Genomic DNA, 14,052 nt, shown 5'->3' on the forward strand with positions numbered 1-14,052 from the left:
GAAAAGAGGATCGGTTATGAAACCAATTGAAGCAGCACAAAACATAATTACATTACAATTTCCGAATTGTGATGTAGCTTTACTCGGCGGAAGCGTTGCACGAGGAGAAGCGACGAAAACATCTGACCTTGACATTGTAATAGTCGATCAAAGTTTAACTTCTTGCTATAGAGAATCTTTCTATAGTAATGGATGGCCTGTTGAGGTGTTTGTTCATAATTTCGAAACATATAAAACCTTTTTCAAAATGGATTGTGATCGAGGGAGACCGTCGTTACCACAATTAGTTTCAGAAGGGATTGCCTTAAAAGGGGAACAGGAAATTGTTGAGAAATTAAAAAAAGAAGCGAATGATTTACTACATAAAGGACCGGCTAAATGGACCGAAGAAACGATTAAGCAGAAGCGATATTTTATTACGGATACTTTAGATGACTTTATTGGTGCAACAAAAAGAGAAGAAGAATTGTTTATCGCTAATTTATTAGCCGATTTAGTACATGAATATGTATTAAGAGTAAATGGTAAGTGGCTTGGGAGTTCAAAATGGTTTATTAGAGTGCTAAAAAGATATGATGAGCAATATGCAAACAAATTTGTAGCCGCTTTTGATCATTTTTATAAAACGGGAGGGAAAAATGAATTAATTCATTTTATAGAAAAGACGTTAGAACAGTATGGTGGAAGAGTGTTCGAAGGATTTTCTATTGGTAAATAAAGAGAGGAGAAAAAAATGAATGTACCATATGTTCAATTAAGAGAATTGACACTAGATGATGTAGAAGATCGCTATCAATGGTCATTAGATAGAGATGTAACAAAGCATTTAGTTGTACCAGATCAATATCCTCCGTTCACTCGTGGAGATACGAGAAACTGGATTGAAGCTTGTATAAGCCGAAAAAATGGTTATGAACAAAGGGCAATCGTTACTGAGACAGGTATACATATTGGATGGGTAGACCTTAAAAATTTTGATAAAACAAATAAAAATGCTGAACTAGGAATTGCGATTGGAAATAAAGACTATTGGGGTAAAGGATTTGGAATGGCAGCTCTAAACAGCATGTTACAAATAGGTTTTTCTCAGTTTGAATTGGAGAAAATTTGGTTACGTGTAGATGAAGATAATACAAAAGCTAAAAAGAGTTATGAAAGTGCCGGATTTGTATGCGAAGGGTTAATGAGAAATGATCGATTGAGACAGGGAAAGTTCATTCATCGCTATCGTTACAGTATATTAAAAGAAGAGTATGAATCAAAAAATAATAACCTATAAAAATATTATGTAAATTAAAAAGGGGAAAATAAAATGATTCGATTACTTACAAAAGCGGATGCAAAAAAATATTGGGAGTTGCGTTTACAAGCACTACAAGTAAATCCAGAAGCATTTATAACGACTTATGAAGAAGCAGTACGTCAAGAAAACCCTCTTGAACGAGTTGCTAGTAATCTTTCATCCAACAGTAGTTTTACATTTGGTGCTTTTAATAATGAAAATCGTTTAGTTGGGGTTGTTACTTTATTAACAGAAGAAAAAGACGCATATAAGCATAAAGGACATATCGTTGCAATGTATGTAGATACTGAAAATCGAAGAAGTGGTCTTGCACGTGATTTAATACGTAAAGCAATTGAAAGGGCAAAAGAGATGAAGCTAGAGCAATTGAATTTAGGGGTTGTGTCAACGAACGAACCAGCCAAACGATTATATGAATCAATGGGATTTAAAACATACGGAATTGAAAAAAGGGCTATAAAAATGAATGGTGTGTATAGTGATGATGAGCATATGGTGTTGTTCTTTTAAGAGAGGAAGTTTTGTATGAAAGATCTCCATTTAGAAAGAAAAATGGACCCTCAAGTAGCGATTTTGTATGCGATGGTTGCTGATACGTTTAATAGATTGCAAAGGTTAGTCGAAGGTACTGAAGAGAACGAACTATCCTATAAAGGGTCTGAAAATAATGAAAATAGTATTGGGCAGTTACTTCAGCATTTAGCAGTTGTTGATTTACATTGGGTGTATCGTTTCAAGGGAGAAGATGTTCCGCCAGCATTTGAAAATAAATATGGTCCTATGTTAAATGAAGTAGGAGAATTACCAAGTTTAAGAAAAAACACATTGCAAGAGTTAATGCAAGATTATGAAGCAGTGCAAAAATTGTTTTATGAAGAATGTATGAAACTAACAGAAACTGATTTAACGCGGGAAGTTTTGTATGAAAAAGGGGAAACCGCGACAATAAGATGGGGAATATGGCATATAGCAGATCATAATCGGTATCATCAAGCCCATATAAGTCGATTGAAGAAATTATACAGAGAATATAAACTACATATTCTTTAATTTTTTAATGAACGAACGCCCCTAAATAATAATTAAAGGAGGCGTTTGTTTTTATTCGTTCGCTTTTCTTCCCAAGCTATCATTAAATTTTTATGATAATCTTTTGGTTTCTCAATAGAAAACCAGTAAATTGAATGTGCAATAGTTGGTAACCATCTTTTATAGCGGATGCGTATATTTTCATGGTGAGTATAGTGGGGCGAGATTAAAGTAGATTTTGACCCTTGAAAATTTTGACATGTAATGGCCTCGATTTCATACCAATGCACTTTATTCCCATGTAAATCTACTACAATTCCTTCATCATCACTAAAGTGAAATGTAAGTTTGAATGTAGATTTTTCATCGCGTATACTAAAATATATGTCATAGAGATAAAAAATTAAATACAAGGGGTTTTACAATGAAAGCAATTGTTATAGGGATACTGGCATCATTTTTCTTTGCCTTTACTTTTGTTTTAAACAGGGCAATGGACTTAGAAGGTGGAAGCTGGATTTGGAGTGCATCATTACGGTATTATTTTATGGTTCCAATGCTATTACTTATTGTTATGTATAGAGGGAACTTAAAGCAACTCTTTCAATATATGAAAAACAATCCGAAAGAATGGTTAGTGTGGAGTATCGTTGGATTTGGTCTCTTTTATGCACCGCTTAGTTTTGCTGGAGCGTTCGGACCAGGTTGGCTCGTTGCATCAACATGGCAAATTACAATCGTTGCAGGGATTTTGTTAACACCATTTTTTGCGGTGGATCCACTACATAAAAAACTTCCGATGAAGGAATTAGTAATGTCGGCCATTATTTTATTCGGTGTCGTTCTCATGCAAGTAGAACATGCTTCTTCATTAGGTATTCGTGAAACCGTTTTATGTGTAGTTCCTGTACTTATTGCAGCATTTGCGTATCCTCTTGGAAATAGAAAAATGATGCAAGTTTGTAAAGGGGAATTAGATGTATTTCAGCGAGTACTCGGTATGACATTAGCAAGTTTACCATTTTGGTTTTTATTATCTGGTTACGAAGTATCAACAGGCGGATTACCGTCAAGTAGCCAAGTTTTTCAATGTTTTATTGTAGCAGTTAGCTCTGGGTTAATCGCGACAGTATTATTTTTCTTTGCAACAGATCTTGTGAAAGATGATCCGCAAAAATTAGCAACAGTGGAAGCGACGCAGTCTGGTGAAGTTTTATTTGCGCTAGTAGGAGAGTTGATCTGGTTATCTGCACCAATTCCATCATCATTATCTTGGATTGGTATGAGTCTCGTTATTATTGGAATGATACTTCATAGTTATGTGGCTGTCGTTGTAAAAAAAGAAGAAAAAATAACGGCGTAATGAGATTAGCTCTTTTTATTAAGAGCTAGTCTTTTTTCATAGAAAGGGATGAAAGTATGAATTTACAGTGTGTTAAACAAATTGAGAAAGATTCAATATTAAATGTGCTACAATATGCCGTCGGTCCAAATGAAATAAGCTTAAAGAAGGCAGTAATATTTTATCAAAGTAATAAAGGGACTTTGTACAAATATGAAGAAAAAGCTTGTCTAGGTATTGAAATAATCGGAGAAACTAAAGCACGCATATGTCATATAGCAGTGGCTCCAGATTATCGTCAAAAAGGAATTGCACTGCAAATGATTAAAGAAGTGGTAAGGATATATCAATTGACTTATATAGAAGCGGAGACAGACGATGGGGCGGTAGAATTTTATAAAAGAATTGGTTTTCAAGTTAAAAGTTTAGGAGAAAAATATCCAGGGATAGAAAGATTTCATTGTTACATGGAAAAATAGTATAAAAATATGCATATGGAGTATAGTTTGAAAAAATAGGATTTACATTTTTCTTCATTTCAAAAAACTCTCGCTCATCATTATCTACGATTTTAATAGAGTTTTGAGGCTTCAGTATAATAATATACATATTTTTGTAGTAATGAATATGATTAAGTTAAAAATTAAGAAAAATATGATAATATATTTATATAAAAGTTTAAATTTACGTGGCTAGTGGGGGAACCAATATGAAAATGAATGAAATAGTAGCAAGTACACAATTTCCAAATACAATCGAAACAATAACAAAAGATTTAAAAGCATTAGGAGTCGAAAAAGGAATGACAATTATCGTTCATTCATCACTAAGTTCTATCGGGTGGATATCTGGTGGTGCCGTTGCTGTAGTAGAAGCATTAATGAAAGTTGTTACGGAAGAAGGAACGATAATAATGCCAACGCAATCTTCGGATTTGTCCGATCCGAAACATTGGTCAAGACCACCTGTACCGGAAGACTGGTGGCAAATTATCCGAGATAACGTCCCAGCATTTGATTCACGTATAACCCCAACAAGGGGAATGGGTGAAATAGTTGAATGTTTTCGTACATATCCGAATGTAGTACGTAGTAATCATCCGTTAGGAAGTTTTGCTGCATGGGGAAAACATGCAGTAGAAATAACAATGAACCATTCGTTATCAATGAGCTTTGGAGAAGAATCTCCATTAAGAAAAATATATGATTTAGACGGGTACGTATTATTAATTGGTGTTGGATATGATTCCAATACGTCTGTTCATTTATCCGAGGTGCGTTCTGGTGCATGTGAGTTAATACAAGTAGGAGCACCTATTATAGAAAACGGTGAAAGAGTGTGGAAAGAGTTTGTTGAAATGGATTACGAATCTGAGAAGTTTGTAGAAATTGGTGTGGAGTTTGAGCGAAAAGGAACTGTAAAAAATGGGAAGATAGGGAATGCAACGTGTCGTCTAATGAAACAGCGTGATATAGTTGACTTTGGAACAGAATGGTTTCGTAAGAAAAATTAGTAAGGGATGGTTACAATGAAGGGGAAAAAGGTATTAATTACGAGCGGTGGTTGTCTAGAAAAATGGGATCAAGTACGCGGGCATACGAATATGGCCAAAGGTACAATCGGAAGGATAATCGCAGAAGAACTTCTAGCTAAAGGGGCACATGTTATATATTTACACGGTTATTTTGCGGAGAAACCGAGTGATATACATAGAGGGTTAGAATTACATCCATTTGAAGGAATCGTTGATTTACAAGATAAAATGAAAAGTATCATATCACATGAAAAGGTTGATGCAGTCATTATGGCAGCAGCTGGATCAGATTGGATTGTAGAGAAAATTTGTGATCAAGATGGTAATGTTCTTAATATGAACGGAAAAATTTCAAGTGATATAGCACCGATTATTCACTTTCAAAAGGCTCCAAAGGTATTAAAACAAATAAAAGAATGGGACCCAGAAACAGTACTTGTTGGTTTTAAACTTGAAAGTGATTTAAATGAAGAAGAACTGTTTGAAAGAGCAAAAAATAGAATGAAAGAAGCAAGGGCGAATGTAATGATTGCGAATTCACCACATTCTTTATATTCGCGCGGGGCTGTGCATTATGTAATTGGACAGGATGGTAAAGGGAAGTTGTGTAATGGGAAAGATGAAACAGCGAAAGAAATTGTCAAAAGCTTAGAGGTATTATGTAATCGTGTCACTGCTTTTTAAAATTAAGTTTTTAGATGAGAATGAATCCGCATAGTATAAGTAAGCGAAACTTTAATTGGTGGGAATTTTACTTTTACACGAATGTGAAGCGTATACCAATCAAGAGCTATACACAGAATAATTGGTGAGGAGTGGATTCTATGGAACATTTATTAAAGCAAGCTATTAAACTTAGAAATGAAAAGAAATATGCGCAGTCTAAAGAGATGCTTATAGGATTAACAAACTTTACAAAGGATGCAGAAGTACTGTATCAGTGTGCGTGGATACATGATGTAATGGGGCTAGAAACAGAAGCAGTTCCGTATTATGAGCAGGCAATCGCAAATGGACTTGATGGCGAATCGCTTTGCGGTGCTTATATTGGTTTAGGAAGTACATATCGTTGTATAGGGGAATATGAAAAGGCAATTACAGTATTAGAAGCTGGGGTGAAAAAATTTCCAGAGAACGCTCCAATGAAAGTATTTTTATCATTAGCAAAATATAACGTAAACGATCACGAATCAGCGATGAAATTATTACTTGAAACTGTCGTGAAAGTAGAGGAAGTAAAAGAATTTGAACGTGCCATTTCATTTTATAAAGACCATTTAAATGAGGTTTTTAAATAAAGGAGTGAACGTATGAAGGTTACACTATCACGAAGGCGAAAAGGTACTTGGATTGGACTCGTCTCTTTAATTATGCTATCAAACTATTTATTGTATGCCCTTCCAATTGTACCAGTTGCGCCGAAAGAAGTTGTGCTTGGGTCATTATTAGATTGCATGTTTGTCATTCCAATCATCACGTATTTCTTCATTATTCGAAAAAGATACTCGTTAACATATATAGTTCCTGTTGTAATAGCTGGTTATATTTTTGCAAGATTTATTATTCCAAGTGACTATTTACAAGCTTTTTCATTCATCTCTTATATTATTGTTGCGGCTGAAATTGCATTTGTAGGTTTAGAATTATTCCTTCTCTATAAAATTGTTAGAGTGCTTCCTAAAATAATAAAAAAATATAAAGAATATAGAAGAGAAAATTATTCCTTTTCTTATGCAATTGATGCAGCGTTTGACGCTACTATGAAAAGAGGTAAGTTAGTAGATGTCATTCTAACAGAGTGTAAGTTAATCTATTATGCGTTTTTATCGTGGCGTGAAAAAGTACCAACAGGTGCATCTGTATACTCATATCATAAAAAGAGTGGTGCTATAGGTGTGTATATCATGATTATTCACGCAACAGTAATTGAAAGCATTGGTTTTCATTATTTGCTACATCAGTGGAATCCAGTAATAGCATGGATTTTACTTATTTTAAATGTATACGCGATGATTTATTTTATAGCTGAAATACAAGCGATGCGTAAAAATCCACTTGTCGTAACAAAAGAACAAGTAATCATTCAAATTGGATTAGGAAAGAAAATCGTTATGCCATTTACACAAATTGAAAGTATTGTGTTCTACAAGGGTGAATTGCTAACGGCAAAAGAAGGGGAACAGGTATTGGATGCAACTGTTATGGAGTTCATAAAAGAACCTGCTACTTTTGAAATAATATTAAAAGAGCCAGTGAAAGCGCAGTTGTTATACGGCTTTTCTAAAACAGTAAGTCGTGTTTACTTAAATGTTGATGAAGAACGAAAATTTTATGATGCGGTTAAGGAAAAGTTAAAGCATGAGTAATAGTACTGTTAGTTGCATAAAAACAAATGAGCTTCCGTTAGAAGTGAAAAAATATGAAACATGGATAGTGAAAAACTCTTTCTAAATAAGAAGGAGTTTTTATTATGTACTTGTATAAATCATTATATAAAAAACTATACACTTCTTTATTACTATATAAATGGATATAATTGAGGATAGAACTAGCATAAGGGGAAACAAAATAATGAATAAGTTACTTACATCGAAAATTGAAATTATAGAAAGAAAAATCCGGTATAACTCAACAATAGTAGATCACAATTGCTTATTACTTGAAAAGCAATCACAAAGTATCGTTTTATTTCACGAGGTGCAGTATTCATTTACAATGACTGCAAATGATACTAAGTTAACAATCCCAAAAGGGAGTTATACAATCGCATATTACTGGAAAGATCGTCCGTACAATTTATACGTATGGAGAGATATAAAAGGAAAGTATTTAGGTTCCTATTTTAATATCGTAAAAAACACACAAATAAAAGATGAAGTGGTTTCCTTTGAAGATTTAATCATCGATATTATGGTACTTCCAAATGGAGAATACTTCATATTGGATGAGGATGAATTACCAGAACCATTAGGGAATTTCGAAGGTGGTTATGTGAAGAAAGCTCTTTATGGATTAAAAGAAATCATTCAAAAAGAGCTACCACCAATAGTTTTGGAGACAGCCAGGGTGCAGAGGAAATAAAATTTAATTACATAAATATTTTGAATGGGAATGAGTAGTCTCAAGTTATATGATCTAACTTTTTTGATAAATCTAAGGTTAGTAGCATATCTCTTGAGATTACTCTTTTTTGTAGAAATTTCGTCGCTTAGTTATTAAATCGATTTTAAATTTATGAAATAATATTGACTGAATCAAGTTCAGTCGTTTATGATTGAATCAGATTCAGTCGTGGTGAAAACATTGTAGGAGATGACGTATGAAAAGAATATCAAAAGAACCAGATGTAAGACGCCAAGAGTTAATGGATATTGGTTTTGAACTATATATGAAAAATGGTATGAAAGGATTTGGCATAAAAGATGTTGTGAATCATGCAGGTGTAGCAACGGGCTTATTTTATTATTACTTCAAGTCTAAAGAGAATTTTGTTGATGAAGTTTTAAATGACTTTATTGTGAAAAATATGGAGTTAATTGAAGAAATACTTATTTCAAATGAACGGTCTGTCATGCAAAAGATGAAAGATTCACTAGATATATTTTGGACATTTATTGAAAAGTTAGCACCCTATAAAAATGTGAGTTCGTTTCAGACGGAACAACATTTTCAACTGGAACAGAAATTATTCGCACGTATGCAACCGTTAATTAGACAAGTAATTGAAGAGGGAGTGAAAACAGGGATTTTTTATACTGATAACTCATTATTAGCTTCTGGGTTTATTTTATACGGTCTTAGCAGTATTGCTCATTCAGAAGTAAAGTTGAACCTAGATACAAAACAAGAAATGGTTAATTTAGTATTAACTACACTACGATACAATCAAAAGGAAGGAGAGAGTATATGAAGATTATTATCGATGGAAATAATATCTCACAAGAGCAACTTATAAAATGGAAAAGAGAACGGATAAAAAAAGTATTATATATATTAGGACATAAAGAGTCTGAAATAAATGATACAGACGTCATGATAAAACAGCTAACGGAAATAAAGTTGCGATATACATACAATGAAATGTACGAAAAGTTGAAATCAAAACTTAGATTAAGTGCAATAGGTATGCGTATCTGTACTCTTTTATCTGGCGATAGACGAAAATTTTCAAAAACTAGTATTTATTTAGACGGGATTACAGCAGAAGAAGCCATACATGGAATTGATAGTTTGATGCTTGAACAATCACGTGAAAATAACAAAGTGAATTTATCTGCTTGTCCTGATCACTATGTACTAAGGCCCTTTGGGGAAAATGAATTAGAGGTTATCGAAACTACTGGTAATTCTCCGTTTCCAGTTCAATTTTTCATTGTTTTTGGTGACGAAACTGGATTGAAAACACCAAGAGATAAATCTTATCAATATCAATCGACAGGTGTTGCACGTATGAAAGATGGTACTACTATTGGTGGAGTTCGACATCAATTTAAAGATACTGATACAGGGATAGAAGTAAGTCTAGTTGTTGAGTTCCCAGCCCTTTGTCCTAATAGTCTAATTAAATCCCATCAAATGCATTTAGCGTGTGAGTTTTCTTATTGGTTACAGTGGATTAAAGATCAGAAAAAATAGTAAGTAAACGATATCGTTAAAATAAACAAAAGTAAAATGTTCAAACAAATCATATGTATGTTTTAATAAAACCTAGTTGACTTATCGGAAATATTTGTATAATATGTACTTAATTCCATAACGTATTGCTGATTGGAGAAACCGAAGGCATTTTATCTATTGATAAAATGCCTTTGGTTTTTTTATTGCATAAATACTGAATCTGTTCATTTATATGAATCATTTCAAGGAGGCGAAGAAGTGACTGTTTCAATTGATGGAGTATCAAAATATTTTTCGAAACAAACTGCTACGGTTCAAGTATTAGAGAATATTAATTTTCAATTAGAAAAAGGGGATTTCGTTACAGTAATTGGTCCGAGTGGTTGCGGAAAAAGTACATTACTAAAAATCATTGCAGGTTTAGACAGCGATTTTGAAGGTGAGATCACTATTGATAGGGAGCGTATAACAAAACCGAGTAAGAAGCAAGGATTTATATTTCAAGAGCATCGATTGTTTCCATGGCTTACAGTGGAAGAAAATATTGCAGCTGATTTGTCGTTAAAAGATAAGTATGTGAAAGATAAGGTGAGAGAATGGGTTGAAATCGTTCGGTTAGATGGCTTTGAAAAATCGTATCCGAAAGAAATTTCAGGCGGGATGTCACAACGTGTTGCGATAGCGAGAGCGTTATTAAGAGATCCAAATGTATTATTACTTGATGAACCTTTTGGAGCGCTGGATGCTTTTACTCGAAGTCATTTACAAGAAGTATTGCTAAATATTTGGGAGCAGAAGAAAACAACAATGATATTCGTTACACATGATATAGACGAAGCGATATATCTTTCAAACCGAATCATCATTATGAGTGCAAAACCAGGGAAAATACATAAAGTGATTGAAAATAATTTGCCTTATCCGCGAAATAAAACTTCTCAATCGTTCCAACAACTTCGAACGAAAGTATTACAGCAGTTTGAATATGGAGGGTTGATTCAAACAAGTATATAGGAAAAGGGTGATTTTATATGTATAAAAAATTTAAAATTCTTTCTTTTGCTTTAGCTATATCAGTATGTTTATTAGGATGTGAAAAAAGTACAGCAAGTAGTAAGAAAGAAGATGTAACAATACAAATTGGTATACAGCAAGGGTTAAGCCCGCTATTACTAGCAAAGAAAAAGGGGTGGTTTGAAGAGGAGTTTAAAAAAGAAGGAGTTAAAGTGAAATGGACAGAGTTCCAAAGTGGACCTCCTTATTTTGAAGCAATCGCATCAAACCGATTAGACTTTGGTGAAGTAGGGAATTCTCCAGTCATTTCAGCGCAAGCAGCAGGTATTGGATTTACCGAAATCGCCAATACAAGTTATGCAAGAAAAGGAACTGGAATTCTCGTTCAAAAAGATAGCAAAATTGCGAGTGTAAAAGAGTTAAAAGGTAAAAAAATTGCAGTAGCAAAAGGAAGTAGTGCCTTTAATTTATTGTATCGAGCACTTGATAAAGAAGGGATTGATGCAAAAGAGGTAAATGTCATTCAATTACAACCAGATGAAGCGCAGCCTGCATTCGAATCAGGATCAGTAGATGCATGGGCGATTTGGGACCCTTTCATATCATTACATACGTTAAATAAAGGTGCGAAGGTGATTGCAGACGGTGAAACATTAAATGTCTCTTCGCCAGAATTTTTAATTACGAGAACAAAATTTGCGAAAGAACATCCAGAATTAGTTGAGAAATTCCTCGAAGTTTATGAGAAAGCACGTGTATGGCAAGATGCTAACTTAGATGAAGCAATAAAAGTATATACTTCTGTAAAAAAGATAGATGCGGAGATCGTAAAAGAAGTGTTTAATCACGACAAACCAATTTTAGTTCCGGTAACGAAGGAAATAATAGCAGAACAACAAAAGACAGCGGATTTTCAATATAAGCTCGGTTCTATAAAGAAAGAAATTAAGGCGGAAAAAGTTGTAGATAATTCTTTCGTAGAAAAAGCATTGAAAGCGAAGTGAAAAGAGGTTTTGTAAAGTGGAAAATACGAAAGCTGTTATGAAACCAGCGAGTATAACGATTGAGAAAAACAGCGTTAAGAATGTGCGAAAGTTAAATGTAAAAGTTTTAGTAAGGGCGATTACTATACCGGTTATTATATTAATAATTTGGCAGTTAGCTGGCGTATTCGGTCTTGTTTCTAAAACAGTTTTACCAACACCATTAGATATTTTTCTAGCTTTCCAAGAGCTTATTAAAACAGGAGAGTTATTCGGCCATTTAAGTATTAGTGTATTCAGGGCTGCGGCTGGTTTCTTTATTGGTGGGGGCTTAGGAATCATTTTAGGAACGATTGTTGGATTTTCAACGAGAAGTGAGCAATATTTAGATCCATCTGTGCAAATGTTAAGAACTGTACCTCATCTAGCTGTTGCGCCACTTTTCGTATTATGGTTCGGTTTTGGTGAAACATCGAAAGTGTTATTAATTGCAGATGGTGCATTTTTTCCTTTATACGTAAACGCATTTTTAGGTATTAGAGGTGTGGATTCAAAGTTATTTGATGTTGCGAGAGTGTTAGAGTTTAGCAAAAGAAAACTAATTACGAAACTCATTTTACCATCTGCATTGCCTAACCTTTTACTAGGAGCAAGGTTATCGTTAGGTGTTGCATGGGTGAGTTTAGTAGTAGCAGAACTTATGGGATCTACAGAAGGTATTGGTTATATGATTATGGATGCAAGGCAATTTTCAAATACAGATATCGTATTTGTCGGCATAATTATCTTTGCATTTGTTGGGAAGTTTTCTGACTCTCTAGTACGTTTACTAGAAGTGAAGTTTTTAAGATGGCGAGATAATTTTAAAGGTGAGACTGGGAATTAACATATAAATTATTAGGGGTAATTTATATAGAATGTGTTAGTATACGTTTCAAAATAAATAAGGGGTGTGCAAAGGTATGGAATTATTATGGTTTATTCCGGCTTATGGAGATGGTCGATATTTAGGAACGACAAAACGAGGAAGAGCAGCTGAATATGGTTATTATAAGCAAGTTGCTGCGGCAGCTGATTATTTAGGATATACGGGTGTTTTACTTCCAACTGGTCAAGGATGTGAAGACCCTTGGGTGTTAGCTTCAGCTCTTGCTGCTGAAACAGAAAAACTAAAATTTTTAGTAGCAGTGAGGCCAGGACTAATGTCACCTACAGTTGCAGCGAGGATGGCATCTACATTTGATAGAATTTCAGATGGGAGATTGCTTATTAATGTAGTAGCTGGAGGAGATCCAGTTGAACTACAAGGAGATGGATTATATCTTGATCATGATGAAAGATATGAAGCAGCGGATGAATTTTTAAAAGTTTGGAAATCGACATTGCAAGGTAAAACGATCTCTTTAGAAGGAAAACATATTAAAGTTACAGATAGTAAAGTTGTATTCCCACCAGTTCAAACGCCATATCCTCCTATATATTTCGGAGGATCATCAGCTGCTGGAAAAGAAGTAGCAGCTGAACATAGTGATGTATATTTAACGTGGGGAGAGCCGCCAGAGCAAGTGAAAGAGAAAATAGAAGAAGTAAGAAAACTTGCAGAAGAGAAGGGGCGTACAGTACGATTTGGCATTAGATTACACGTAATTGTAAGAGAGACAGAAGAAGAAGCATGGGAAGAGGCCGAACGTTTAATTCAATATGTGGATAATGAAACAATTGAGCTTGCTCAAAAGACATTTGCAAGATATGATTCGGTTGGTCAAAAACGGATGACACATTTAAATAAAGGTACGAGAGAGTCGTTAGAGATAAGCCCTAATTTATGGGCTGGAATCGGACTTGTAAGAGGTGGGGCAGGTACTGCACTTGTAGGCGATCCGCATACAGTAGCAGAAAGGATAAAAGAATATGAATCGTTAGGAATTGATACGTTTGTTTTATCAGGATATCCGCATTTAGAAGAAGCGTATGAAGTGGCAGAATTGTTATTCCCATTATTGAAAGACAAGAAGAAAGAAGAAAATAAAATTGTTGGTGAAATGATTGCTGATGCATATGCATTAAAAAGATAGTGAGAAATAAAGTTTCACTTATTTATTGCTTCATTTTGTTTACTGCCTGTTAATACGGGATAAAAAATCCGCAAGTTATTCGCTTGCGGGTTTTCATCGTAAATTATTAGAAAATATGGTAAAATTAAAGGGTAACTTAAGGTGCGGTTGGTTGT

The 14,052-nt window shown here is 34.2% G+C and carries 17 protein-coding genes and 1 pseudogene; 17 read left to right on the forward strand and 1 reads right to left on the reverse strand.

Annotated elements, in window-relative coordinates; all coding sequences use genetic code 11:
- Positions 1 to 16 precede the first annotated feature (16 nt).
- From HMAS_RS09770 to HMAS_RS09785, 4 genes and pseudogenes are all read left to right on the forward strand, one after another.
- Positions 17 to 777 (forward strand): annotated as a pseudogene (locus HMAS_RS09770) (nucleotidyltransferase domain-containing protein).
- Positions 734 to 1,279, forward strand: coding sequence for a GNAT family N-acetyltransferase (locus HMAS_RS09775; protein WP_001102498.1), 546 nt, complete (start codon positions 734 to 736; stop codon positions 1,277 to 1,279). The pseudogene HMAS_RS09770 and the gene HMAS_RS09775 overlap by 44 nt, the downstream one beginning before the upstream one ends.
- Before the next feature lie 33 nt (positions 1,280 to 1,312).
- A complete protein-coding gene (locus tag HMAS_RS09780; RefSeq protein ID WP_000620314.1) occupies positions 1,313 to 1,813 on the forward strand; it encodes a GNAT family N-acetyltransferase in 501 nt (166 codons plus the stop codon).
- 15 nt (positions 1,814 to 1,828) lie between these two features.
- Complete coding sequence (locus tag HMAS_RS09785) at positions 1,829 to 2,353, forward strand: DinB family protein (RefSeq protein WP_000653843.1); 525 nt, start codon at positions 1,829 to 1,831, stop codon at positions 2,351 to 2,353.
- 32 nt (positions 2,354 to 2,385) lie between these two features.
- On the opposite strand, the gene HMAS_RS27910 is transcribed toward HMAS_RS09785, so the two are convergent.
- The gene (locus HMAS_RS27910; RefSeq protein ID WP_226800165.1) at positions 2,386 to 2,745 is read right to left on the reverse strand and encodes a hypothetical protein; all 360 of its coding nucleotides are present in this window, start codon (positions 2,743 to 2,745) and stop codon (positions 2,386 to 2,388) included.
- Positions 2,746 to 2,756: 11 nt separating this feature from the next.
- On the opposite strand from HMAS_RS27910, the gene HMAS_RS09795 reads away from it, so the two are divergent.
- From HMAS_RS09795 to ssuD, 13 genes are all read left to right on the forward strand, one after another.
- Positions 2,757 to 3,695 (forward strand): multidrug resistance efflux transporter family protein, encoded by a 939-nt coding sequence (locus HMAS_RS09795; protein ID WP_000644585.1) that lies wholly within the window; start codon positions 2,757 to 2,759, stop codon positions 3,693 to 3,695.
- A 56-nt stretch (positions 3,696 to 3,751) separates the two neighbouring features.
- Positions 3,752 to 4,153, forward strand: a complete 402-nt coding sequence (locus tag HMAS_RS09800) for a GNAT family N-acetyltransferase (RefSeq protein ID WP_001053115.1) — start codon at positions 3,752 to 3,754, stop codon at positions 4,151 to 4,153.
- 230 nt (positions 4,154 to 4,383) lie between these two features.
- Positions 4,384 to 5,187: an aminoglycoside N(3)-acetyltransferase gene (locus HMAS_RS09805; protein ID WP_000783346.1), complete on the forward strand. Its 804-nt coding sequence runs from the start codon at positions 4,384 to 4,386 to the stop codon at positions 5,185 to 5,187.
- 15 nt (positions 5,188 to 5,202) lie between these two features.
- A complete protein-coding gene (locus HMAS_RS09810) occupies positions 5,203 to 5,892 on the forward strand; it encodes a phosphopantothenoylcysteine decarboxylase (RefSeq protein ID WP_000676721.1) in 690 nt (229 codons plus the stop codon).
- Positions 5,893 to 6,032: 140 nt separating this feature from the next.
- Positions 6,033 to 6,506: a tetratricopeptide repeat protein gene (locus tag HMAS_RS09815; RefSeq protein WP_000400636.1), complete on the forward strand. Its 474-nt coding sequence runs from the start codon at positions 6,033 to 6,035 to the stop codon at positions 6,504 to 6,506.
- Between the two features lie 12 nt (positions 6,507 to 6,518).
- Positions 6,519 to 7,574, forward strand: coding sequence for a hypothetical protein (locus HMAS_RS09820; protein ID WP_000869236.1), 1,056 nt, complete (start codon positions 6,519 to 6,521; stop codon positions 7,572 to 7,574).
- A gap of 205 nt (positions 7,575 to 7,779) precedes the next feature.
- Positions 7,780 to 8,289, forward strand: a complete 510-nt coding sequence (locus HMAS_RS09825; protein ID WP_001037877.1) for a DUF402 domain-containing protein — start codon at positions 7,780 to 7,782, stop codon at positions 8,287 to 8,289.
- A gap of 238 nt (positions 8,290 to 8,527) precedes the next feature.
- Positions 8,528 to 9,118: a TetR/AcrR family transcriptional regulator gene (locus HMAS_RS09830; RefSeq protein ID WP_000822633.1), complete on the forward strand. Its 591-nt coding sequence runs from the start codon at positions 8,528 to 8,530 to the stop codon at positions 9,116 to 9,118.
- A complete protein-coding gene (locus tag HMAS_RS09835) occupies positions 9,115 to 9,843 on the forward strand; it encodes a hypothetical protein (protein ID WP_000691333.1) in 729 nt (242 codons plus the stop codon). Before HMAS_RS09830 ends, HMAS_RS09835 begins: the two co-directional genes overlap by 4 nt.
- A gap of 312 nt (positions 9,844 to 10,155) precedes the next feature.
- Positions 10,156 to 10,839: an ABC transporter ATP-binding protein gene (locus tag HMAS_RS09840; RefSeq protein WP_406909033.1), complete on the forward strand. Its 684-nt coding sequence runs from the start codon at positions 10,156 to 10,158 to the stop codon at positions 10,837 to 10,839.
- A 17-nt stretch (positions 10,840 to 10,856) separates the two neighbouring features.
- A complete protein-coding gene (locus HMAS_RS09845) occupies positions 10,857 to 11,843 on the forward strand; it encodes an aliphatic sulfonate ABC transporter substrate-binding protein (protein ID WP_000276907.1) in 987 nt (328 codons plus the stop codon).
- A gap of 16 nt (positions 11,844 to 11,859) precedes the next feature.
- Positions 11,860 to 12,708, forward strand: a complete 849-nt coding sequence (locus tag HMAS_RS09850; RefSeq protein ID WP_000432131.1) for an ABC transporter permease — start codon at positions 11,860 to 11,862, stop codon at positions 12,706 to 12,708.
- A 76-nt stretch (positions 12,709 to 12,784) separates the two neighbouring features.
- Positions 12,785 to 13,897 carry an FMNH2-dependent alkanesulfonate monooxygenase gene (ssuD, locus tag HMAS_RS09855; RefSeq protein ID WP_000422248.1) on the forward strand — a complete coding sequence of 371 codons (1,113 nt, stop codon included), beginning with the start codon at positions 12,785 to 12,787 and terminating at the stop codon, positions 13,895 to 13,897.
- Positions 13,898 to 14,052: the final 155 nt, after the last annotated feature.

It is taken from the genome of Bacillus sp. HMA207 (assembly GCF_003402455.1).
Lineage (GTDB): Bacteria > Bacillota > Bacilli > Bacillales > Bacillaceae_G > Bacillus_A > Bacillus_A cereus.